Genomic DNA, 24819 nt, shown 5'->3' on the forward strand with positions numbered 1-24819 from the left:
TCCCAATTCTCAATTATTCATATTATACTTCCGGGTCCTCAAAACCTATGAACCAAGTTGCTATGAAGCCGCCTATATATGCTAACAGGACACCAGTTAAATAGAATAATACTGATCCTGGTTTAATTAATAATGCTAAAGGCAATCCTGAAAGTCCCATGCTTAAGCATGCAACCTTAGTAGCAGCATTAAATGCACCTCCTACGGCTCCTCCAATGCAGGCACCAATAAATGGCTTTCCAAGTGGTAATGTTACACCATATATTAATGGTTCTCCTACGCCAAGTATACCTACTGGTAAAGCTGACCAGATTGTCTTCTTTAATCTTTTGTTTTTTGTCTTTGCTAATACTGCTATGGCTGCTCCAACTTGTCCTGCACCAGCCATGGCTAATATTGGAAGAAGTAAATTCTGACCAGTTGTTTTAAGTAAATCTGCATGAATTGGAGTAAGTCCCTGATGAAGTCCTGTCATTACTAATGGAAGGAATGTTCCTCCTAAAATAAATCCAGTGAAAGCTCCTCCTGATTTAATTGATACTTTTACTGCTGATCCTATTGCATCAGATATCATTCCACCCAAAGGCTGCAGAACTAACAAAGCTACAAAACTGGAAATCAAAACTGTAAGTAAAGGTGTTATAAATAAATCCAAAACATCTGGAATTACCTTTCTTATGTTTTTTTCAACCCATGAGCTGAATGCAACTACAAGCAATACTGCAATTACACCGCCACGACCTGGTACCAGCGGCATTCCTCCAAACTTAACCTTTGCAAGATCAGGATGAGAAATTACTGCTGCCATAACTCCACCAAGCATTGGTGATCCGCCAAATTCCTTAGCAGCATTTACACCAACAAATAAACTTAAACCATAAAATACTGAATTACCAATAATTTTTAATATACCGCCGGTTGCTCCTGCTCCAAAACCCGGATTAAACTTTAAAACAATATTTAAAATTCCTGTTACAAGACCGCAGGCAATAAATGCTGGTATTAATGGAATGAAGATATTTGAAATTTTCTTCAGAACCAATTTAAATGGAGTAGCATTCTTTGCCTTAATTTCTTCCTTTCTTACTTTTGCCTCATCAAGCTCACCAACTTTAATGCCCGATATTTCCCCAAAAGCTGTAGCTACCTTAGCCACTCTTCCTGGTCCAAGAATAATTTGTAATTGTCCTCCTTGTTCAACCAGGCCAAGTACTCCTTCAATTTTCTTAATCTCCTCTTTACTTACTTTGCTGTCATCTACAATTCCCATTCTTAATCTGGTCATACAGTAAGCAACAGAAGAAACGTTTTCTTTTCCGCCAACCTTATCAAGTATGTTTTCTGCAATAACTTTAGGCGACAAATTTGAAGTAGACATAAATAATTCCTCCTTTAAAAATAATATATAAAAAAATAAGAGCCAAAAAAAACCTTTAGTTAGTTTTCTTTAGCTCATGCCTGCTTAAGCAGTAACACGCTTTAATATTTCTTTGTAATTTTATTTTATACTATTAATCTTTTTATGTCAATAACTTTCAAGAATATATTATTAATTATTCAATCTTATTTTCTCCAGATGAATGGCAAGGTATCCTATTTCATCTTCTGTAAATTCAATATTATAATCCTGCTTTATTTTATCTGCTAATTTTTTTGATACATTATATGATATTTTAAATTTTCTCTTTATACTGGATAAAAGCAGATTTTCAATGGGTATATGCTTTTCAGCTCTGTCTAATGCAAATCTTAAGTGTGTTATCAGCCTGGAATAATTTATGCTGTCAGAATTGATTTTTATCTCCAGAGTTTCCTCAATAAATTTAATCATTTCATTTATAATAGCAGCATTTAAACTTGTTTTTGAAATACTTCCATGGGTAAAAGCCGCGTGAATATGAAGCGCTATAAATCCTATTTCGTCCTCAGGTAAATCAATATTTAACCTGCTATTAATTATATTCAAGGCCTTTGATGCTAATTCATATTCCTCTGGATATAATGTTCTTTCTTCTACAATAAATGGATTTGCTATATTTATGCCGCTTCTGTGCCTCTCTATAGCAAAAGAAATATGATCTAATAAAGTTATATGGATTTTTTCGTCCAGTTTACCCTTTGATGAATTATGAATCATGGCAATAACTTCCTCTGTTACTCCAACAATATCCTTATCTATAGTCTTAGTCAGTCCCTTAAATTTATCCTTGTTTGCTTCATTAGATATATAAAATACCTTTTCGGCTTTTTTATTGTCTATAATATCATTTTCCTTTTTGCCAAACCCTATGCCCCTTCCAATTAAAATACACTCTTTTGATAATTCTCTATCTATACAAAAAACTACATTATGATTAAAAGTCTTTATAATTTTATATTGTTTCTCCAAATATACTGCACCTCTCCCCGATAAAATAATATGTAAAAAACATACTACTAGAATTATACCAAAGTTATAAAATTTTTAAAGTATACAAAATTCAACATTCAATGTGAATTGATATGCCAATAGATGACTATACTATGGATAAAGAAGGTGATAATATGTTTGAAAATATCAGGCAGCAAAATATTTATAAAAATCTATTAGATGGCAAATGGGTACAAAGCAGCAGCAATAAAAACATTAAAATCCATTCTCCCAGAAATAACTCCGTTGTTGGTATGATTCAGGCTATGACAAAGGAAGAGGTGGATCTTTCCATAGCAAGCTCTAATGCAGCTGCAAAGGTCTGGAGGGATGTACCTATTAATGAAAGAGCTGTAATTTTAAATAAAGCAGCTTTATTATTAGAAGAAAATATGCTTGAACTATATAAGGTACTCCAATATGAAATAGGCAAAGATAAAGAATCCTCTATTTCAGAAATCACAAGATCTGCTGATTTTATAAGGTTCACTGCAGATGAAGGAAAGCATATGGAGGGTAAGACAATATTAGGAGACAGTTTTCCTGGATTTAATAAGAATAAAATTTCCCTGGTTACAAGAGTTCCTCTGGGAACTGTGCTGGCCATTTCTCCCTTTAATTATCCAATTAATCTGTCTGTTTCAAAAATTGCACCTGCTTTAATTGCCGGCAATAGTGTTATTCTTAAGCCGCCAACATCAGGCTCTATTAGCGCTCTTCATATGGCAGAAATATTTAATAAAGCAGGACTGCCAAAAGGTGTATTAAATACCGTTACAGGTAAAGGAAGCGACATAGGAGATTATCTAGTTACACATAAGGGAATTGATTTTATCAACTTTACAGGAAGCACAGAAGTTGGCAGACATATTGCCTCTATGGCAGGCATGGTTCCCACTCTTTTAGAACTGGGAGGTAAGGATGCTGCATTGGTTTTAGATGATGCAGATCTGGATTTAGCAGCAAAAGAAATAGCTTCTGGTGCCTTTAGTTATTCAGGACAGAGATGTACAGCAATTAAACGTGTAATTGTTTTAAATAGTATTGCTCCAGCTTTAATATGCAAAATTAAGGCCATTGCAGAAAATTTAAGGGTTGATGCCCTTAGGGAGGATTGTGAAATAGTACCATTAATAAATATGAAAGCTGCAGATTTTGTTCAGGAATTAATTGACGATGCAATTAACAAAGGAGCTAACCTTATCTTAGGGAATAAGCGTATAGATAATTTAATTTATCCTACTATATTTGACAATGTTACCAGTGATATGAGAATTGCCTGGGAGGAGCCTTTTGGTCCAATACTTCCAATCATAAGAGTAAACAGCATGGAGGAAGCTGTAAAGGTTACTAACAGCTCAAAGTATGGTCTCCAAGCTTCTATTTTCACAAATAATATTAATAAGGCATTTTTTATTGCAGATAAACTTCAGGTTGGAACAGTTCAAATTAACGGAAAAACTGAAAGAAGCCCTGATCATTTTCCATTCTCAGGATTCAAATCCTCTGGAATGGGCACCCAGGGTATACGATATAGCATTGAAGCTATGAGCAAAATCAAAAGTATAGTACTGAACCTGGAGGATTTTAATGAAATTAAATAAAAAGTTTATTGGTATATTATCCTCTGCTGTTTTAATAATTATATTGTTAATACCATTATTTAATGTAAAATCAACTCACCCTGAAGCTGACAATAATAAAATTAAAATTCATTATATTGATGTTGGCCAGGGTGACAGCATTCTTGTGCAGGTTAACAATATAAACTTATTAATTGATGCTGGTCCATATGAAAATACGTCTAAATTAATTTCATATCTGAACAAGCAGCATATAAAAAAGCTTCATTACATAATTGCTACACACCCTCATGATGATCATATTGGGGCAATGTCAGAAGTTATAAAGAAATTTAATATTGGTGAATTCTATGCACCAAAGAAAGCTGAAAGTACAACAGCATTTCAGAATATGGTACTGGAATTAAAAAATAAGAATAAAAAAATAAATATTGCCAAGGCTGGAGTTTCTATAGATCTTGGAAACAAAGCAAATTGTGAAATACTTGCCCCAAATAATTCTGAATATAAGGAGACAAATAATTATTCTGCAGTTATTAAAATAACATATGGAAATTCAAAATTCATATTTACAGGGGATGCAGAAAAATTAAGTGAAAAAGAAATGCTGGAAAAGAATTATGACTTATCCAGTGAAGTTTTAAAAGTTGGTCATCATGGGAGCACCACCTCTTCTTCAACTGAATTTTTAGATAAAGTAAACCCTGAAATTGCAATAATCAGCTGTGGTAAAGGCAACATGTATGGTCACCCAAATAAAGGAACTATATTAAATCTTAAATATAGAAATATTCAAATTTACAGAACTGATATAGATGGGAATATAGTTATTGTAAGTAATGGAAATTCAATAGAAAAACAATAAAGCAAAAAAAAATGGCTCCGCGAAAAGGATTCGAACCTTCAACCCTTCGGTTAACAGCCGAATGCTCCACCGTTGAGCTATCGCGGAACAATTTGTTAGTTAAATAAAATATTTAACTGAACCTGGCAACTACCTACTCTCCCACAGAGCCTCCCCTGCAGTACCATCAGCGCAATAAAGCTTAACCTTCGTGTTCGGAATGGGAACGGGTGTTACCTTTACGCCATTATCACCAGATTTAAACTAAAGAACAAAGATTAAAATCTTGTTCTTTCAAAATTGCACAGTATAATTATTTGGTCAAGCCCTCGACCTATTAGTATTAGTCAGCTGAACATGTTGCCATGCTTACACCTCTAACCTATCAACCTAGTGTTCTTCTAGGGGTCTTACTAGCTTACGCTATGGGAAATCTAATCTTGAGGTGGGTTTCACGCTTAGATGCTTTCAGCGTTTATCCCGTCCCGACATAGCTACCCAGCCATGCTCCTGGCGGAACAACTGGTACACCAGAGGTCAGTCCATCCCGGTCCTCTCGTACTAAGGACAGCTCCTCTCAAATTTCCTACGCCCGCGACGGATAGGGACCGAACTGTCTCACGACGTTCTGAACCCAGCTCGCGTGCCGCTTTAATGGGCGAACAGCCCAACCCTTGGGACCTACTTCAGCCCCAGGATGCGACGAGCCGACATCGAGGTGCCAAACCTCCCCGTCGATGTGGACTCTTGGGGGAGATCAGCCTGTTATCCCCGAGGTAGCTTTTATCCGTTGAGCGATGGCCCTCCCACGAGGAACCACCGGATCACTAAGCCCGACTTTCGTCCCTGCTCCACTTGTATGTGTCGCAGTCAAGCTCCCTTCTGCCTTTGCACTCTTCGCGCGATTTCCAACCGCACTGAGGGAACTTTTGGGCGCCTCCGTTACATTTTAGGAGGCGACCGCCCCAGTCAAACTGCCCACCTAACAATGTCCCGTGACCAGTTTCATGGCCACCGGTTAGAATCTCAGTACTGTCAGGGTGGTATCCCAAGGGTGACTCCACAGAAGCTGACGCCCCTGCTTCGCAGTCTCCCACCTATCCTGTACAGACAATACCGAAACTCAATGCTAAGCTACAGTAAAGCTCTACGGGGTCTTTCCGTCCAATCGCGGGTAGCAAGCATCTTCACTTGCACTACAATTTCGCCGGATTTGTTGTCGAGACAGTGCCCAAGTCATTACGCCATTCGTGCGGGTCGGAACTTACCCGACAAGGAATTTCGCTACCTTAGGACCGTTATAGTTACGGCCGCCGTTTACTGGGGCTTAAGTTCACCGCTTCACTTACGTTAACGGATCCCCTTAACCTTCCAGCACCGGGCAGGCGTCAGCCCCTATACTTCAGCTTTCGCTTTAGCAGAGACCTGTGTTTTTGCTAAACAGTTGCTTGGGCCTATTCTCTGCGACCTCTTGCGAGGCACCCCTTCTCCCGAAGTTACGGGGTCAATTTGCCGAGTTCCTTGACAACAATTCTTCCGATGGTCTTAGGATTCTCTCCTCACCTACCTGTGTCGGTTTGCGGTACGGGCACCAACTTCCTCCATAGAGACTTTTCTCGGCAGCGTGGAATCGGATACTTCGCGACGATAATTTCGCTCCCCATGACACCTCATCATTGATCAGACGGATTTGCCTGTCTGACCTGACTAAGTGCTTAGACGCACATCCAATAGTGCGCACATCCTATCCTCCTGCGTCATCCCATTTGTAATAACGTCAGTTGGCGGTATCGGAATATCAACCGATTGTCCATCACCTACGCCTTTCGGCCTCGGCTTAGGTCCCGACTAACCCTGAGCGGACGAACCTTCCTCAGGAAACCTTAGGTTTTCGACCAATAAGATTCTCACTTATTTCTCGCTACTTATGCCAGCATACTCACTCCTGTACAGTCCACCGCTCCTTTCGGTACGACTTCAACCCATACAGGAAGCTCCTCTACCACGTACACGTAGTGTACATCCATAGCTTCGGTGGTAAGTTTTAGCCCCGGACATCTTCGGCGCAGGACCTCTCGACTAGTGAGCTATTACGCACTCTTTAAATGAGTGGCTGCTTCTAAGCCAACATCCTAGTTGTCTTAGAAATCCCACATCCTTTTCCACTTAACTTACACTTTGGGACCTTAGCTGATGATCTGGGCTGTTTCCCTTTTGACCACGGATCTTATCACTCGTAGTCTGACTGCTGAGATTCAAGTATATGGCATTCGGAGTTTGATAGGGTTCAGTAACTGTTGTCAGCCCCTAGCCCATTCAGTGCTCTACCTCCACTACTCATTCTCAACGCTAGCCCTAAAGCTATTTCGAGGAGAACCAGCTATCTCCGAGTTCGATTGGAATTTCTCCGCTATCCACAGCTCATCCCATGATTTTTCAACACCAATGTGGTTCGGTCCTCCACGGAATTTTACTTCCGCTTCAACCTGTCCATGGATAGGTCACCCGGTTTCGGGTCTACAGCATGCAACTAGTCGCCCTATTCAGACTCGGTTTCCCTTCGGCTCCGTACCTTAAGTACTTAACCTTGCTACATACCGTAACTCGCTGGCTCGTTCTACAAAAAGCACGTCATCACACGTTAAAGTGCTATGACCGGTTGTAGGCACACGGTTTCAGATTCTATTTCACTCCCCTTCCGGGGTTCTTTTCACCTTTCCCTCACGGTACTTCTTCACTATCGGTCACCAGTTAGTATTTAGCCTTGGGAGGTGGTCCTCCCTGCTTCCCACAAGGTTTCACGTGTCTCGTGGTACTCTGGAATAGATCTTTAAGACTTCCTTTTTCACTTACAGGACTGTTACCTTCTGCGGTGGTCCTTTCCAGAACCTTCAGTTAAATGATGTCTCACATAATGATCTATCCACAACCCCAGGAACAAGTTCCTGGTTTGGGCTCTTTCCCTTTCGCTCGCAGCTACTCAGAAAATCGATTTTTCTTTCTCTTCCTCCGGGTACTTAGATGTTTCAGTTCCCCGGGTCTAGCCCTATAAACCTATGAATTCAGTTTATAGTACATACCGTTAGGTATGTGGGTTTCCCCATTTGGAAATCTCCGGATCACAGGCTATTTGCGCCTACCCGAAGCTTATCGCAGCTTATCGCGTCCTTCTTCGCCTACTGGTGCCAAGGCATTCACCATGCGCCCTTTGTAGCTTGACCTTTAAAATCTCTATAAGCTTCGCACTACTGCGTCAGCTGCCTTCACTGCGGTGCTCATTTACCTTGAGTAAACTCTGCTCCTCGTTCAGTTGCTTCCTTGTATTGCTCGCTTCTACAGACTTTTAAAAAATCTCTATAAGCTTCGCATTACTTCTTCAGCGTCGTCGCTGCAGTGCTCATTTACCTTGAGTAAATTCCGCGCTTCGCTCCTAGCTTCATCGTACTGCTCGCTTCTATAGATTTTCCTTTAAATAAAGTAATCTTAATACAAAGGTATTTTTGTATACCTTAACTTTAATGTAAACTTTTTTATACTGTGCAATTTTCAAAGAACAATGGTGGGCTTAAATGGACTCGAACCATCGACCTCACGCTTATCAGGCGTGCGCTCTAACCAGCTGAGCTATAAGCCCTCTTGGTGGAGAATAAGGGATTCGAACCCTTGACCCCCTGCGTGCAAGGCAGGTGCTCTCCCAGCTGAGCTAATCCCCCACATAAAAAGAGAGACATTTTCCTGAGTAATTCTTTATACAAATCGCAGATTTGCTAAATTATTCATTAAATGCCTAAATGACATTTAATCTCTCAAAATTAAACAGAGAAATAAACCAAGCTGTATGTAAGTTATCCTTACATATCGACTCCTTAGAAAGGAGGTGATCCAGCCGCAGGTTCTCCTACGGCTACCTTGTTACGACTTCACCCCAATTACTAATCCCACCTTCGGCCGCTGACTCCTTACGGTTATCTCACGGACTTCGGGTGTTACCAGCTCTCATGGTGTGACGGGCGGTGTGTACAAGGCCCGGGAACGTATTCACCGCGACATTCTGATTCGCGATTACTAGCAACTCCAGCTTCATGTAGGCGAGTTTCAGCCTACAATCCGAACTGGGATGGGTTTTAGAGTTTGGCTCCACCTCGCGGTATTGCATCTCTCTGTACCCACCATTGTAGCACGTGTGTTGCCCTGGACATAAGGGGCATGATGATTTGACGTCATCCCCACCTTCCTCCCGGTTAACCCGGGCAGTCTCACTAGAGTGCTCAACTTAATGGTAGCAACTAATGATAAGGGTTGCGCTCGTTGCAGGACTTAACCTAACATCTCACGACACGAGCTGACGACAACCATGCACCACCTGTCTCCCTGCCCCGAAGGGCTTCGCCTATCTCTAGGTTATTCAGGGGATGTCAAGTCCAGGTAAGGTTCTTCGCGTTGCTTCGAATTAAACCACATGCTCCGCTGCTTGTGCGGGCCCCCGTCAATTCCTTTGAGTTTTAATCTTGCGATCGTACTCCCCAGGCGGAATACTTATTGTGTTAACTGCGGCACAGAAGGGGTCGATACCTCCTACACCTAGTATTCATCGTTTACGGCGTGGACTACCAGGGTATCTAATCCTGTTTGCTACCCACGCTTTCGTGCCTCAGCGTCAGTTACAGTCCAGAGAATCGCCTTCGCCACTGGTGTTCTTCCTAATCTCTACGCATTTCACCGCTACACTAGGAATTCCATTCTCCTCTCCTGCACTCTAGATATCCAGTTTGAAATGCAGTACCCAAGTTAAGCCCGGGTATTTCACATCTCACTTAAACATCCGCCTACGCACCCTTTACGCCCAGTAAATCCGGACAACGCTTGCCACCTACGTATTACCGCGGCTGCTGGCACGTAGTTAGCCGTGGCTTCCTCCTTTGGTACCGTCATTATCGTCCCAAAAGACAGAGCTTTACAATCCGAAGACCTTCATCACTCACGCGGCGTTGCTGCATCAGGGTTTCCCCCATTGTGCAATATTCCCCACTGCTGCCTCCCGTAGGAGTCTGGACCGTGTCTCAGTCCCAATGTGGCCGATCACCCTCTCAGGTCGGCTACGCATCGTTGCCTTGGTGAGCCGTTACCTCACCAACTAGCTAATGCGCCGCGGGCCCATCTCAAAGCGGATTACTCCTTTGATTAGAACATCATGTGATGCTCTAATGTTATGCGGTATTAATCTCCCTTTCGGGAGGCTATCCCCCTCTTTGAGGCAGGTTGCCCACGTGTTACTCACCCGTCCGCCGCTAATCCGTCCCCGAAGGGACTTCATCGCTCGACTTGCATGTGTTAAGCACGCCGCCAGCGTTCGTCCTGAGCCAGGATCAAACTCTCAATTTAAAAGTTTGATTGCTCATTACTTTATACTCTATAAAAGAATTGCTGGTTTATTTAACAAGTTTTTACCTGTTATCTTCTCTGTTTAATTTTCAAAGATCGAAATGTCAAATACTGACGTATTATATATTATCATTAACATATATAATTGTCAATAGCTTTGAATAAGCTTTGTTAATTTTTGTCGCATTCATAAGCGACATGTGTTATTCTATCACAATTATACTAATCAATATAAAGTTTTATCTTAATATATTTAAATTATTCCTTAATTACTCTCATTTACTTATTTTTTTTTATTTTTTCTTATAATGATACACCAGAACAAGTATACGTTGATATGTGTACTTTTTAACTGTTACCAAGTAATCTATGGCTCTTTTAAATAATAATGTTGATGCAAATAGGACTTTATCTAAAGATTAAAGATTAAAGAACAAAGATTAAATAAGGTAGTTTTTCTTTGCAGAAAAACCAAAAACTTAATTGATTAAGTGAATCATAGGTTTTAATAACTAAAAATGGTTTCAATTATAGTTTTATTAGATGGTAAAAAAAGATTTGTAAAAATCCTGTGCCAGTAGGCAGCCAATTAAATAGATTTCAAAGTAAAGCAACTATTCAAAACTGCATTGCACATCAAATTAGAAATTCTCCCGGACGGGACAGAAAAGCATTGAACATAATGAAAAGGGGGTTCATGATTAAAGCATAAGTTACATTAATATCAGCAATAATAAAGTCTACGCTATTACAACACTGGATTCACACAAAAATATTTATTCCAGAGCAGTTGGCACAGGACATATGAATGCAATGTATATGTAAAATACATATACAAATATGAGAAATACTGGAATATACTTTAATTGACTTGTCCCTAACGTGAACTTGTTAACGTATCAACACTATTGAATAAAAGAGCCATATACTTATACTAAAGCAGGAAAGATTAAAGAACAAATAACAAATATTGTTGTTTTGCCTCCTGGCAAAACTTAAATCTAAAGATTTTCTGCCAGGGCAGAAAATCTACATTATTTAATCTTTGTTCTTTAATCTTTAATCTTTGTTTTTAAAGGGCAGCCTACCGGCTTTGGATTTTTCAAATCCTTTTTTAATCCCACCTGGTAAACTATAATTGAAATCATCCTTGATTATTAAAACACATGATTCACTCAATCAATTAAATTTAAAGATTTTCTGCCAGAGCAGAAAATCCACATTATTTGTTCTTTATTCTCTAATCTTTAATCTTTGTTTTTTATAGTATCTTGAAGAATGCCAGCACTAATATAAGTAATCCAAATCCTAATCTATATACTGCAAAAATTCTCAGCGGTCTCTTCTTTAAAAATTTAATGAACTTATCAACAACAACAAGTGCTACTATAAAAGAAACAACAAATCCAACTGCCAGTGCAATAATTTCCGAAGTAGAACAGGTTGCTAATATATTGTGTTTAAATAAGGATACTCCTGATGCTCCTACCATAATAGGCATTGCCAGAAAAAATGAAAATTCTGCGCCAGCCACAGTTGATAATCCTGCAATCCATGCTCCTATAATAGTTGAAGCTGACCTAGACATACCCGGCCATAAAGCCAAGCACTGAAATGCTCCAATAATTATAGCTTGTTTAGCATTTATATCAAAAATACCACTTCTTGCCGAATTATTTCTGTATCTTTTTTCTGCATAGATCATCCATATGGCGCCTACTATTAAAGCTGCAGCCACTGGAACCGGATAGAATAATTTTGCTTCTATTTTATCCTGTAATGGCAGTCCTATTGCAGCCATTGGTATACATGCTATTATAACAATTATCCAAAATCTCAGGCCTGATTTTTTTGCAGGTAAATTTTTACTTGGAAAAAAGTTTTTCAATGTTAGCAATATTTTATCCCAATACAGCACAACTATTGATAATATTGCACCCAGCTGAATAACAACCATAAACATGTCAGTATATGGCTTTCTGTAAAAGCCGTTAAATTTAATGAGTTTGCCTATAACTATCATATGTCCTGTAGAGGAAATTGGTAAAAATTCAGTAATACCTTCTACAATGCCGACTATAATAGCTTTGATTATTAAAAGCATATCTTCACTCTCACTCTCTATTTATTATTACTATTTGATTATACTATCTTTTAATTTTCATAACAATTAAAATAGGATTAAAAATTATATCCTGTCTAATATCTGCTTTATAATATAATTATATATTATATTATTATTATTTATTTTCATGTCAATTTTAGTTTGAAATTTCTCTTCTATTATAATTGCATTATTATAGTCCGGCTCAACACTGCCCTCATAGTTATTCAGTAGCTTAAAACAGGAAAATATCATTTTATAATTTTCCAAATCAACAAGTATTTCTTTAATTACATCTTCATTAATTTCATCTTTCATTAATTCCTTAGATATTAATATTAATTTCTCCTCAAGCTTTAGTATTTTTTTATTAATCTCACCAAAATTAATAGCTTTATTGTTAATTAAATACTCCTTAATAGAAATTTTTATGCTGCTTTTTAACAAATTATTTTTTCTTTCTATATCTTCCATAATTTTGGGAGGAAAAATAAAGTAGTTAACAAATATGGCCACTACAATACCTAAAAGTGTATCAATAATTCTGTTTATGCTGTAAGACATGGGGCTTCTTCCATTAAGATTCAGCATTATTGCCATGAACACTATACATGCAATGGTTACGGACTTATTCCAGTTGAATGAATCACAAATATATACAACAACAATAAGGCCGGCAGCACATAGAAACGCATTCCCAGGCTGAATTAGTGCACATAAAAATCCTATAAATGCACCAACTATTGTTCCAAGTATTCTGTTTCTTCCAACTGTAAAGGACTCTACTACAGAACTCTGCATTGAAATAATTGCGGCAATTGCTGCATAAAAAGGATACTCAAACTTTAATGCCCAGGAAATAATTACGCATAAAAAAACTGCTATAGCTGTTTTTATATTTCTTAACCCGACTTTTTTTAGTTTAATCATTAAAATCACTCCACATTAAGTAGTAAATATTAAATAATTATGAATAATTCATTATGTATTGTCAAGTTTATAAATTCCCTTAAGACATTATTAAAACTTTTACATTTAATCATATAACTAAAAAAGAGCCTGAATTTATCAGACTCTTATATTAACTATGGAATAACAGGACCTGCACTTCTAATTGCATCATCCACATTTTTAAATTTCTTAAAGTTTTCATTGAATTTACCGGCCAGTTCATAAGCTTTAACGTCATAGGCTTCCTTATCATCCCAGGTATTTCTAGGATTCAGGAGTTCATCAGGTACATTTTTACAGTGAGCAGGCATTAAAACCTTAAATACAGGATGTTCTGTGTACTCTGCATTCTTTAGCTCTCCGCTAAGTGCTGCCTTAATCATTGCTCTTGTATATTTAAGCTGGATCCTGCTGCCTTTACCATAGCCTCCATATAGCCAGCCTGTGTTTACAAGATATACATCTGTGTTTTGCTGCAGAATCTTTTTTCCTAAAAGTTCAGCATATACAGATGGGTTCATCAGCATAAATGGTTCTCCAAAGCAGGCAGAAAAAGTGGCTTTAGGCTCAGTAATTCCTCTTTCTGTTCCTGCTACCTTACTTGTATACCCTGACATAAAATGATACATTGCAGCTTCCTTTGTTAACTTTGAGATAGGAGGCATAACTCCAAATGCATCTGCAGTTAAAAAAATCAAAGTATTTGGATTTCCGCCAACCCCTGACAATTCAGCATTCTCTATGAAATTAATAGGATATGCTGCTCTTGTATTTTCTGTATATCTTCCATCATCGTAATCTGCTTCTCTCTTTTCATTTAAAACTACATTTTCTAAAACGCAGCCAAATTTTATTGCATTATAAATTTCTTTTTCCTTTTCTTTATCCAATTTTATTGTTTTTGCATAGCAGCCGCCTTCAAAATTGAAAACTCCCTTATCACACCATCCATGCTCATCATCTCCAATAAGCTTTCTTTCAGGATCTGCTGATAATGTGGTTTTACCTGTTCCTGAAAGTCCGAAAAATACTGCTGTGTCACCAGCTTCACCAATATTTGCAGAGCAGTGCATTGGCATTATTCCCTTATCAGGCAGCAGGAAGTTCATAACAGAGAAAATAGATTTTTTTATTTCTCCTGAGTAGTGAGTTCCCCCAATTAAAATAATTTTTTTATCAAAGTTAATTATTATAAATGCTTCTGAATTTATTCCATCTTCAATTCCTTTTGCTTTAAATCCTGGTGCTGAAATAACATTAAATTCAGGTAGAAAATCCTGCAGATCACTATGTGAGGGTCTTATTAACATCTGATTTGAAAACAGTGCCTGAGAAGCATATTCACATATTACTCTTATTGGAAGAGTATATTTCTTCATTGCACCAACAAATCCATCGAAAACAAATAAATCTTTATTTTCAAGATAATTAATTACATCAGAATATAACTTATTGAAAACATTTTCATCGATTGGTAAGTTTATGCTTCCCCAATTTACCTTGTTATCTATACTTGATTGTTTAACTATGTATCTATCCTTTGGAGATCTTCCAGTATATTTCCCAGTATTTATTACTAAAGCTCCTGTACTTGATAATATGCCTTCATTTCTCATAATAGCTTTTTCTACTAATTCAGGTACTGGCAAATTTCTATAGAGTTTATTATATTTTTTAATTTTTAAATATTGTAAATCAATAGACATAAAAATCCCCCCCAAATGTTATACCTTAATTTTACACCTTTTTGTGTAAAATGCAATAAATATTTTATTTTTAGGGTAAAATGAATTTTTTTGAATAATATCCTGCAAAATTATATCACATTTATCTTATTATTAATTATTTGTGCTATATTAATATGTGCATTGTAAATATAACAGAATGCGGGAAAACTAAGAAGTATTTCAATCTCTCAGAAGGTATACTGCATAAATTATACACATTGCCCCAATTATCTGTATAATAGATACCTTTTCCTGCAAAAATAAAAATCCCACAATCATAGATGTTGGTATTTCCAAGTTACTAATTATAGAAACTTTCAGGGCACCAATATATGATATAGCCGCATACAAAAGAGTCAATGGTATGATTTCACAGAAAAATGCTAAGCACAATATATTTATTAATCCATTAACATGTATTTCTCCTCTGAACAAAAATGTTGGAAAGCTGTATATACATAATGAGATTAGAGAAAATAATGTAGAATATGCATTAATAGTTAACGGTTCCACATTGCTAAGCTTTTTTTCAGCAAAAATGTTCATAAATGCGTAGAAAACAGCACTTAACAACCCAATAATTATACCTTTGTATGAATAACTAAGTTTACCGCCTAATAAATTTAATGTTAAAATACAGCCTGTAAATGCAAGTAATAATGCCATTAGTTTTCTAGGTTTAACTTTGCGTTTATTAAACACCGTTGTATATATAAAAACCATTATTGGATAAGTGTATAAAAGCATTGTTACCATAGCCATTGGTAAATATTCAAAAGCCATATAGTAAAATACAGTCATAAATGTATTGCCTATAATGCCTAAAACAGCTAAATCTTTTAACTGTTTTTTAGATACCTTTAAAGTCTCTTTGTTCTTTATGAAAGCTACTATAAACATTAAAATTACAGCAAAAATATACTGCACTGTTAAAAGTGATACTGCACTTAGACCTGTTTCATAAGCAGATTTTATAAATAAACCTGCAGTGCCAAATAATATTGCTCCTATTATAGAATATATGTAACCCTTAGTATTTTTCATATTATCACCGCCAAAATTATTGGCGGTATAATCTGATTTTTACTGTAAAACCAGATATACCGCCATATTTTCATTAATTAATAAAACATAATAAAATCTGGAACCTTTAGAGTCTTTGAACTAGAACTTGTGTAATCATCATATAATTTTTTAGCCTTGTTATAATTTTCAGTAATAGTATCCTTAGTATATTTATCGGTATCTTTAGTGATACCTTCATAGGCTTTTTTCAGATTAAACATTCCACGGTCTAAATTGGCATCAACTGTTATATAATAACATCCTGCATTGTTAAGAGTTAAAATATCATTTTCATCTCCATTATATGCATATCTTATTTGCTGAAGTGCCTCTTTTGTATTACCCTTTAAAAAGTATACAGTTCCTAATGTCCTATGATATTCCGGCACTGCATCTGCTAATTTGATACATTCATTGAGAAGTTTTACTGCATCATCATCTTTTTTATTATTTAAGTCTATCAAAGCCATATTATATTTAATATCTGCATCATCAGGTTTAACAATTTCAGCCATTTTGAAATATTCCATTGCCTTATCAGTATTTTTATTAGTATACCAGTAAAAGTTGGCTATATTTAACATTATATTATAATTATAAGGTTCCTTCATCATGGCAGTTCTGAAATATGGTTCACCCTCTATACTTTTTCCTTCATCCTTTAATATTTCAGGCATTAAAAAGCCGTAATTATCAGGATAATCCCTATTCTTAAGTATAGATTCCTTACAGTACTTTTCAGCTTTATCATATTCCTTCTTATTTAGATAATACCACCCAGCTGTATGAAGTATAGTATAACTGTCTTTATTTTCTTTTATTAAGGTATTCATTAATTCATCAGCTTCTTTAGTTTTATTTGTATTTTGAAGAACTGATGCTTCAATGAGCTTAAATTCTATTTTCCCTATGTCTCTATCTTTTATGCTGTCTAAAATCTGACCTGCCTGATCCGCAGTTTCTTTTTGAAGAGAGTATATTTTGGCAAGCCACATCTTATATGCCGGCTCCTCTTTATTCTTGTCTGACAAGTTTGTTATAAGCTCTAAAATTTTATCCTTATTATATACGGATATCTGGGCCAGTACATCATAAACCTTATATTCATCTTTATTCTTATCCCATGCCAGCTTTAGATTTTTAAATCCATTATCCATATCGCCCTGAACCATGAGCATTCTCCCATACTCAGCCATATCGTAGGATGAATTTGAATCAACAGGATAAATGTTCATTAAAGATTTTGCCTTGTCCAACTCATTGTTAGCCATATAAACTGTAAACATGGTTTTAATGAGCTTTTTATCATGAGGATAATCCTTAAGAGCTTTTTCTCCATCTAAAAGAGCAGTTTTATAATCTTTATTCATAAATTCAGTAAAAATTATATAATTTAATAATTCTGCTGTTTTTCTATCACCTTTAGCCTTTGTAATATATTTTTTAGAATCTTCAATATCACCTTTAACAGAATATACTTCAGCAATTTTTACATTCAGTAAATTTGAGGTATTATCTATGTTTTGAATATTAATATACTCATTAATAGCATCATCATATTTTGCACTATAAAAGTATTCCTCAGCTTTGTTTGTTGTAATAGTTACCTTTGGCTGAGGCTGAACTCTTTCCCTAAAATAAATAATAGAACCTGTAATCACCAAAGCACCTGCAATGCCAATCAGTGAGGTTATACATCTATGTTTAAAAAACTTTTTATATCCTTTGCTTTTTAATTTAGTAAATTCATCTTTCTTCCAAAAATCGTTTACCATACTTTTTCTCCATTTCTAAATATAATAAAATATATTTATATTTTAACAAATAATACAAGAAAAAGCCAGGACTATACAGTTCTAAGTTAAGAGTTTTAAGTTAAGAGTCTGAGTTGGAAGTTTTGAGTTTTGAGTCTGAGTTGACAGTTTGCGGTTTTGCGGTTGACAGTTAAGGGGAGAGAGTTTATAGTTTAATATTATAGAAACTTTTAATATTCAAGGTGGTGTGAGAAATTAATATTAAGGCATTTTTCGGCATAATTATTTCAAAAGCTGTAATTAAAACCTCCCATTTTTTCAAAAAAGGAGGCAGCAATTTTCCTGGTAAAGTAGCTCTTAAAATAGCTCCTGAAATATTGAAAACTGTTGCAAAAGATTACAGCATTATTTTAGTTACAGGTACAAATGGGAAAACTACAACTACCAGCATGATATATAATATGATAAAAGATAATAAGAAGAAAGTAATTACAAATAATACAGGTGCTAACCTATTCCCAGGCATAGTAACCTGCTTTGTTGAAAATTATAAATTTAAAAACACTGCAGAGGATAAATATGCAGTAATTGAAGTTGATGAGGCAAATCTGAAGTTTATAACACAGCTTGTGTCTCCCAAAATTATTACAGTGACAAACCTATTTAGAGATCAGCTTGACAGATATGGTGAAGTTTATACCACCTTAAAGAAAATTCTGGAAGGAATACAAAAGGTTCCTGAAGCAGCATTAGTTTTAAATGGAGATGAATCTCTTCTTGGTGATTTAGGCTTAAAGAACAAAACATATTATTATGGTTTTACATGCTCATTAGAACAGTCTAAAACTGTAGATATAAATGCTGATGCAAAGTTTTGCAAAAAGTGTAAGGCACCATATAAATATAATTATTTAACATATAGTCATCTTGGAGATTATTACTGTGATAACTGCGGTTATAAACGTCCTGATCTGGACTACATTGTTAATGAAATTAAACAGGTTACCTCAGATGGATCACTTATATCTATTGATGGAAATGAGTATTATGTAAGCCAGCCTGGTACATACAATATCTATAATGCACTATGTGCATATTCTGTTGGAAAAACTTTAGGCATTGATAATTCTATTATTTTCAATTCTTTAAAGAGCCAGAAAAGTTCTTTTGGAAGACAGGAAATATTAAATATTGAAAATAAAGAAGTTAAAATCATTTTAGTTAAAAATCCAGCAGGTTATGATGAAGCAATTAATTCTGTAAAATTAGATAATAGAAAAGTTGATATATGTTTTATTCTTAATGATAATTATGCAGATGGACGAGATGTTTCATGGATATGGGATGTTAAATTTGAACAGCTTGCCAATCTTAATATAAATAAGGTAAATGTAGCTGGAATAAGGCTGTATGACATGGCAGTAAGATTAAAGGTAGCTGGACTTTCTGAAGATAAATTTACCTTTTCAAATACCTATGATGAACTTTTGCAGCAAATAAAGACATCGGATGAACAAATGATTTATGTTTTAGCAACCTATACTGCAATGATTGATTTTAGAAAGTTTCTGCAAAGCAAAGGATATATTAAGAAGTTCTGGTAATGCAAATATAAGGAGGGTGTAAGTATGGAGTTAAATATTTGTCATCTATATCCTGATCTGCTGAATGTATATGGGGATTTAGGTAATATATTAATTTTAAAGTATAGAGCTTTAAAGCGGGGTATCCATGTTAACATTTTTAACGTTTCACTTAGAGATCATTTTGAGGGCAGTAAATATGACATAACCTTTTTTGGCGGCGGTCAGGATTATGAGCAGTCTATAGTTTCTGATGATTTAACTGAAACTAAGAAATTTGCTATTACTGAATACATACAAAGTGGAAAAGTATTTCTTGCTATCTGCGGGGGATATCAGCTCCTTGGGAAATATTATACTACACCTGATGGAGAAAAACTTGATGGTTTAGGCATTCTGGATATATACACTACGGGGGGCAATAAGCGTTTTATTGGCAATACAGTAATCTTCAATGAAAAATACAATGAAACTTATGTTGGATTTGAAAATCATTCAGGAAGAACATACATAGGTAACCTGCAGCCTCTTGGCAAAGTGCTGGCTGGTTATGGAAATAATGGTGAAGATGGATATGAGGGCTGCATTTATAAAAATACATATTGCTCATATTTTCATGGATCTTTATTATCCAAAAATCCTGAGTTAGCTGATAGGCTTATTGAAACTGCTTTAAAAATAAAAAACCCTGATTATGTACTTCCTCCTCTGGACAGCAGCTTAGAAAATAAAGCTAAGGAATTTATTATTAATAGAGAAACTAAAAAAAAGTAAAAGACTGGAGTATATCTTCAGTCTTTTTAACCTGCTCTGTTTAATACCCCAATCTTTTTCATAATGTTTTCTTCTTTAGGGGTAACATTATCAAATGTTTTAAATTCGTATCCATTGTTCTTAAAAAAATCTATAATGAATGGAAGTGCTTCAACTGTGGTTTTTTTCATGTCGGAATCATGCATAAGCACTACAACAAGTTTACTGTTTTGGGATTGACTTATAATATTTTTTTCTATTGTTTCCTTTGATATTTTAGGCCCTGCGGCATCACCGCTGCTTACATTCCAATCAACATATCTTATATCCTGCTCACAGAGCTTTTTCCTGATTTCATTAAGGTTTTCTCTGGAAGTCACTTCATTGTCTGATCCCCCTGGAAGCCTTATATAATTTACTGGTTCCCTGCCTGTTACAGCTTTAATTGCACTGCTGCATTTATTTAAATCTTCAAAATAGGAATCAACACTTTTATATACTGTTTTGTATTGGTGTGTATAGGTGTGCGGCGCCAGACACATATTACTTTCAGCAAGCATTTTAGTTGTTTTAGGATACTGGGTTATTCTGTTCCCAACTAAAAAGAAAGTGGCCTTCACGCCCTTTGCTTTTAAAATATTTAATATTTCCATTGTGCTGCCAGCACTTGGGCCATCATCAAAAGTCAGAAAAACCTCTTTGATATTAGTTGGATCCTTTATGTATCTGCTCTTTACTTTTCTTCCATACAACTCCAAATCATAAGTTGAATTATTATTTACATTTATGGAAATTTCACAGCATTTAGCCATAACAGTTGTATTACAGAAAAGAATAAAACAAATTACAGGCAAAAAAAGAAAATAAGTGAAAGCTCCTATAGTAGTGTTACATAATTTCGTCATTTTCAGCACCTCTTGACAGAATTCTATGTTTTTCTACTATATAGCTTAACCCTTATTTTCTAAATAATTAGAGTTAATTTTTATGATTTAATCCAGTATTTATAATAAGCTATTTTCCATATCCATTTTCATGATTTTTATGCCAATTCCACGCACTTTGGATAATAGTTTCCAGAGAATCAAATTTAGGATTCCAATTTAATTCCTTCTTTGCCTTTTCTGAGGATGCAATAAGAATTGCTGGATCCCCGGCTCTCCTTTTATCAACTTGTGCTTTAATATTAACTCCGGTTACTTTTCTTGTAACATCAATTACTTCTTTAACTGAGAATCCCTTGCCATTTCCAAGATTATATATTCTGCTTTCGCCGCCATTTTTTAATCTTTGTAATGCTAATAAATGAGCACTTGCAAGATCTGTAACATGAATATAATCTCTTACGCATGTTCCATCTGGAGTATTATAGTCATCACCATATATCATAATTTTTTCTCTCTGTCCAAGAGCTACCTGTAGAATTATTGGGATTAAGTGTGATTCCGGTCTGTGATCTTCTCCTATTTTCCCACTTACATGTGCACCAGCAGCGTTAAAATACCTAAGTGCAGTGTATTTAATACCATAGGCTTTGTCACACCATTTAAGCATTTTTTCTACCATTAATTTTGACTCACCATATGGATTTGTAGGGAATGTTTTATCCTGTTCCAATATTGGAATATTCTCAGGTTCACCGTAAGTTGCTGCAGTTGATGAGAAAACTATATATTTTGTTCCATATTCTTTCATAGCCTTAAGAAGACATAATGTAGAATAAACATTATTTTCAAAATACTTTAGTGGTTCTTCAACACTTTCTCCAACCAGAGAAAACGCAGCAAAGTCAATAACTGAATCAATTTTGTTTTCAGTAAATACTCTGCGTAAAATTTCTTTGTCCCTTAAATCACCTGTATATATTTTCCCTCCAAGCACTGCTTCCTTATGTCCCTTTACAAAGCTGTCAAGAATTATAACATCTTCACCATTTTCTAAAAGCTCAGCCACCATGTGACTCCCTATATACCCTGCGCCTCCGCAAACTAAAATACTCAAAATAATCCCTGCTTTCTTCTTAATAAATTATGGTAATGGCTATTTTCAAAAATTATACAACCTTTTCTATTATAAGTTCATTATTTACCTCATTAACTCCTATAGTTGAGCCGCTGGTTACCTCTCCCGATATTATCATCCTGGCCACTGAAGTTTCCAATGTATTCTCAATGTATCTCTTTAAAGGTCGTGCTCCATACACTGGATCGTATCCTTCTTCTGCCATTAGTTTCTTTGCATTTTCAGTAATTTTTAAATCTATGTTCTTCTCTTTTAATCTATTTTTTATGTCCTCTATAAATATATCAATAATTTTTTCTATTTCATCTGTAGAAAGAGGCTTAAACATAATAATATCATCAAGTCTGTTTAAAAATTCAGGCTTAAATCGTGATTTTAATTCATTCATTACTCTGTCTCTGATATTAGAATCAATGCCGGTAGTGCTTACATTACTTAAAAGATAATTACTTCCAATGTTTGATGTCATAATAATAATTGTGTTTTTAAAATCTATTATTTTACCTTTATTATCTGTAAGTCTTCCATCATCAAGTATCTGCAAAAATATATTAAATACATCATCATTAGCTTTTTCTATTTCGTCAAATAGAACTATGCTATATGGTTTTCTTCTTACAGCTTCAGTAAGCTGACCCCCCTCCTCATATCCTACATATCCTGGAGGTGCTCCAATGAGCCTTGATACAGAATACTTCTCCATATATTCTGACATATCGATCCTTATTATATTATCCTCACTGTCAAATAATGTACTTGCTAAGGTCTTAGCTAATTGTGTTTTACCTACACCAGTTGGCCCAAGGAAAATAAATGAACCTATTGGCCTTTTAGGATCCTTCATTCCTGCCCTTGCTCTTAATACTGCATTTGATACAGCTTTTACTGCCTCATCCTGTCCTATTACCCTTTTAGATAATTCCTCATCCATTCTAAGCAGCTTTTTTCTTTCTCCTTCAACCAGTCTGGAAACTGGTATTCCAGTCCACTTGGAAACTATCTGAGAAATCTCATTTTCAGTAACTTCTTCTTTTAACATGGCATTTTCATTATGTGCTCTCAGCTTTTCTTCCTTTTCCTTAATTTTAGCTTCAAGGTCAGGAATTACTCCATATTTTAATTCAGCAATTTTATTTAAGTCGTATTCCCTTTCGGCCTTTTCCATTTTGCCTCTTGTTTCATCTAACTGCTGCTTTAAATTCCTCACTTCGGTAATCTGAGATTTTTCTTTTTCGTATTTTGCACTCATTTCTTTGTCTTTTTCATTAAGATTGCTTAATTCTTTTTCCAACTCATTTAATCTTTCAATAGATGCAGCATCTTTTTCTTTTGACAAAGCCTTTTTTTCAATTTTCAACTGAAATATTTTTCTCTTTAACGAATCCATTTCAGAAGGCATACTATCTATATCTGATCTTATCATTGCACATGCCTCATCTATTAAATCAATTGCCTTATCTGGAAGATATCTGTTTGTTATATATCTGCTTGAAAGTTTAACTGCAGCAACTATTGATGAGTCATGTATCCTTATTCCATGATAAATTTCGAATTTTTCCTTAAGACCTCTTAAAATTGATATACTATCCTCAATAGTAGGCTCATTAATAATAACAGGCTGAAACCTTCTTTCAAGTGCTTTATCTTTTTCAAAGTACTTCCTGTATTCATCAAATGTGGTAGCTCCTATACAGTGAAGCTCTCCTCTGGCAAGCATTGGCTTTATTATATTACCAACATCCATTGAGCCTTCAGTTTTTCCGGCACCAACTATGGTATGAATTTCATCAATAAATAATATTACTTTTCCTTCACTTTTTTCTACTTCTTTTAATACAGCTTTTAATCTTTCTTCAAATTCACCTCTGAATTTTGCTCCAGCTATAAGTGATCCCATATCAAGAGAGAAAATAATTCTATTTTTTAATCCTTCAGGAACATCTCCCCTGACTATTCTCTCTGCCAAGCCCTCAACTATGGCAGTTTTTCCAACTCCCGGTTCACCAATAAGAACAGGATTATTCTTAGTTCTTCTGGAAAGTATTCTTATAACTCTTCTTATTTCTTCATCTCTTCCTATAACTGGATCCAGTTTATGTTTTTTAGCTTCTTCTACTAAATTTCTTCCATACTTTATTAAAGCTTCATAAGTGCCTTCAGGGTCTTGAGTTTCTACTCTTTGATTTCCTCTTACCTGAGCTAATGCTTCTAAGAAATTATTCCTTTTTATATTGAACCTGTCTAAAATATCATTAACATCACTGCTGTTTACATCCATAATGCCCAGCATTACATGTTCTACGCTGATATAAGAATCTTTGAATTTTTTTGTTTCACTTTCAGCCTTTATAAAAACCTCTTCAAATCGTCTTGTAGCATATACACCACCAGATTCGGCACCCTCACCTGTGACCTTTGGGTACCTTTGAAGAACTTCATTCGTATAATTATTTAACTTGTTTACATCTACACCCATTTTGCTGAATATATTTGGAATCAGTCCATCCTGCTGATTTAAAAGTGAACTAAACAAATGAATTACATCTAACTGCTGGTTATTATTTTTTACTGCTATAACCTGAGCATCGTTAATGGCTTGTTGTACTTTTATGGTTAATTTTTCAATATCCATAATAACCCT

At 35.4% G+C, this 24819-nt stretch carries 14 protein-coding genes, 3 tRNA genes and 3 rRNA genes; 4 read left to right on the plus strand and 16 right to left on the minus strand.

Features of this window, described 5'->3' with window-relative positions:
- Nucleotides 1-22: 22 nt before the first annotated feature.
- A complete protein-coding gene (locus EQM05_RS13190) occupies nucleotides 23-1378 on the minus strand; it encodes a PTS transporter subunit EIIC (RefSeq protein WP_128750460.1) in 1356 nt (451 codons plus the stop codon).
- 171 nt (nucleotides 1379-1549) lie between these two features.
- Nucleotides 1550-2389 carry a PRD domain-containing protein gene (locus tag EQM05_RS13195; protein WP_128750461.1) on the minus strand — a complete coding sequence of 280 codons (840 nt, stop codon included), beginning with the start codon at nucleotides 2387-2389 and terminating at the stop codon, nucleotides 1550-1552.
- A gap of 155 nt (nucleotides 2390-2544) precedes the next feature.
- Here EQM05_RS13195 and EQM05_RS13200 point away from each other — a divergent pair, with 155 nt between their 5' ends.
- Both EQM05_RS13200 and EQM05_RS13205 read left to right on the plus strand, forming a co-directional pair.
- Nucleotides 2545-4014, plus strand: a complete 1470-nt coding sequence (locus tag EQM05_RS13200) for an aldehyde dehydrogenase family protein (RefSeq protein ID WP_128751123.1) — start codon at nucleotides 2545-2547, stop codon at nucleotides 4012-4014.
- A complete protein-coding gene (locus tag EQM05_RS13205; protein ID WP_128750462.1) occupies nucleotides 4001-4858 on the plus strand; it encodes a ComEC/Rec2 family competence protein in 858 nt (285 codons plus the stop codon). The genes EQM05_RS13200 and EQM05_RS13205 overlap by 14 nt, the downstream gene beginning before the upstream one ends.
- A 12-nt stretch (nucleotides 4859-4870) precedes the next feature.
- Here EQM05_RS13205 and EQM05_RS13210 read toward each other — a convergent pair.
- The 11 genes from EQM05_RS13210 to EQM05_RS13260 form a co-directional block, all read right to left on the minus strand.
- A tRNA-Asn gene (locus tag EQM05_RS13210) sits at nucleotides 4871-4945 on the minus strand.
- A 33-nt stretch (nucleotides 4946-4978) separates the two neighbouring features.
- A 5S ribosomal RNA gene (gene rrf / locus EQM05_RS13215) occupies nucleotides 4979-5095 on the minus strand.
- A 59-nt stretch (nucleotides 5096-5154) separates the two neighbouring features.
- A 23S ribosomal RNA gene (locus EQM05_RS13220) occupies nucleotides 5155-8058 on the minus strand.
- Between the two features lie 336 nt (nucleotides 8059-8394).
- Nucleotides 8395-8471: transfer RNA gene (locus tag EQM05_RS13225), tRNA-Ile, on the minus strand.
- A gap of 3 nt (nucleotides 8472-8474) precedes the next feature.
- Nucleotides 8475-8550 (minus strand) — tRNA-Ala (locus tag EQM05_RS13230).
- Nucleotides 8551-8707: 157 nt separating this feature from the next.
- Nucleotides 8708-10219, minus strand: a 16S ribosomal RNA gene (locus EQM05_RS13235).
- The 16S, 23S and 5S rRNA genes sit together here with 3 tRNA genes alongside, the layout of an rRNA operon.
- Nucleotides 10220-11480: 1261 nt before the next feature.
- Entirely contained in the window at nucleotides 11481-12323 is an 843-nt protein-coding gene (locus EQM05_RS13240) for an undecaprenyl-diphosphate phosphatase (RefSeq protein ID WP_128750463.1), read from the minus strand.
- 84 nt (nucleotides 12324-12407) lie between these two features.
- Nucleotides 12408-13253: an aromatic acid exporter family protein gene (locus tag EQM05_RS13245; protein WP_128750464.1), complete on the minus strand. Its 846-nt coding sequence runs from the start codon at nucleotides 13251-13253 to the stop codon at nucleotides 12408-12410.
- 155 nt (nucleotides 13254-13408) lie between these two features.
- Nucleotides 13409-14980 carry a phosphoenolpyruvate carboxykinase (ATP) gene (gene pckA, locus EQM05_RS13250; RefSeq protein ID WP_128750465.1) on the minus strand — a complete coding sequence of 524 codons (1572 nt, stop codon included), beginning with the start codon at nucleotides 14978-14980 and terminating at the stop codon, nucleotides 13409-13411.
- A 201-nt stretch (nucleotides 14981-15181) separates the two neighbouring features.
- Nucleotides 15182-16045 carry a DMT family transporter gene (locus EQM05_RS13255; protein WP_128750466.1) on the minus strand — a complete coding sequence of 288 codons (864 nt, stop codon included), beginning with the start codon at nucleotides 16043-16045 and terminating at the stop codon, nucleotides 15182-15184.
- Between the two features lie 77 nt (nucleotides 16046-16122).
- A complete protein-coding gene (locus EQM05_RS13260) occupies nucleotides 16123-17841 on the minus strand; it encodes a tetratricopeptide repeat protein (RefSeq protein WP_128750467.1) in 1719 nt (572 codons plus the stop codon).
- 257 nt (nucleotides 17842-18098) lie between these two features.
- On the opposite strand from EQM05_RS13260, the gene EQM05_RS13265 reads away from it, so the two are divergent.
- Together EQM05_RS13265 and EQM05_RS13270 are read left to right on the plus strand one after the other, a co-directional pair.
- A complete protein-coding gene (locus EQM05_RS13265; RefSeq protein WP_243108177.1) occupies nucleotides 18099-19424 on the plus strand; it encodes a Mur ligase family protein in 1326 nt (441 codons plus the stop codon).
- 24 nt (nucleotides 19425-19448) lie between these two features.
- Nucleotides 19449-20177 (plus strand): type 1 glutamine amidotransferase, encoded by a 729-nt coding sequence (locus tag EQM05_RS13270; protein WP_128750469.1) that lies wholly within the window; start codon nucleotides 19449-19451, stop codon nucleotides 20175-20177.
- A 26-nt stretch (nucleotides 20178-20203) separates the two neighbouring features.
- Here EQM05_RS13270 and EQM05_RS13275 read toward each other — a convergent pair whose 3' ends face one another.
- From EQM05_RS13275 to clpB, 3 genes are all read right to left on the minus strand, one after another.
- Nucleotides 20204-21061 carry a polysaccharide deacetylase family protein gene (locus tag EQM05_RS13275; RefSeq protein ID WP_128750470.1) on the minus strand — a complete coding sequence of 286 codons (858 nt, stop codon included), beginning with the start codon at nucleotides 21059-21061 and terminating at the stop codon, nucleotides 20204-20206.
- Nucleotides 21062-21170: 109 nt separating this feature from the next.
- Complete coding sequence (gene galE / locus EQM05_RS13280; protein WP_128750471.1) at nucleotides 21171-22157, minus strand: UDP-glucose 4-epimerase GalE; 987 nt, start codon at nucleotides 22155-22157, stop codon at nucleotides 21171-21173.
- 52 nt (nucleotides 22158-22209) lie between these two features.
- On the minus strand, nucleotides 22210-24810 hold the full coding sequence (gene clpB / locus EQM05_RS13285) for an ATP-dependent chaperone ClpB (protein WP_128750472.1): 2601 nt from the start codon (nucleotides 24808-24810) through the stop codon (nucleotides 22210-22212).
- Nucleotides 24811-24819: the final 9 nt, after the last annotated feature.

The sequence above is a fragment of the Clostridium sp. JN-9 genome (genome assembly GCF_004103695.1).
GTDB lineage: Bacteria > Bacillota > Clostridia > Clostridiales > Clostridiaceae > JN-9.

Bases quoted from the DNA above. Each gene is read 5' to 3' on its own strand.
- EQM05_RS13190 (WP_128750460.1), bottom strand. From the start codon at position 1,378: ATGTCTACTTCAAATTTGTCGCCTAAAGTTATTGCAGAAAACATACTT.
- EQM05_RS13200 (WP_128751123.1), top strand. From the start codon at position 2,545: ATGTTTGAAAATATCAGGCAGCAAAATATTTATAAAAATCTATTAGAT.
- EQM05_RS13205 (WP_128750462.1), top strand. From the start codon at position 4,001: ATGAAATTAAATAAAAAGTTTATTGGTATATTATCCTCTGCTGTTTTA.
- EQM05_RS13240 (WP_128750463.1), bottom strand. From the start codon at position 12,323: ATGCTTTTAATAATCAAAGCTATTATAGTCGGCATTGTAGAAGGTATT.
- EQM05_RS13245 (WP_128750464.1), bottom strand. From the start codon at position 13,253: ATGATTAAACTAAAAAAAGTCGGGTTAAGAAATATAAAAACAGCTATA.
- pckA (WP_128750465.1), bottom strand. From the start codon at position 14,980: ATGTCTATTGATTTACAATATTTAAAAATTAAAAAATATAATAAACTC.
- EQM05_RS13255 (WP_128750466.1), bottom strand. From the start codon at position 16,045: ATGAAAAATACTAAGGGTTACATATATTCTATAATAGGAGCAATATTA.
- EQM05_RS13260 (WP_128750467.1), bottom strand. From the start codon at position 17,841: ATGGTAAACGATTTTTGGAAGAAAGATGAATTTACTAAATTAAAAAGC.
- EQM05_RS13270 (WP_128750469.1), top strand. From the start codon at position 19,449: ATGGAGTTAAATATTTGTCATCTATATCCTGATCTGCTGAATGTATAT.
- EQM05_RS13275 (WP_128750470.1), bottom strand. From the start codon at position 21,061: ATGACGAAATTATGTAACACTACTATAGGAGCTTTCACTTATTTTCTT.
- clpB (WP_128750472.1), bottom strand. From the start codon at position 24,810: ATGGATATTGAAAAATTAACCATAAAAGTACAACAAGCCATTAACGAT.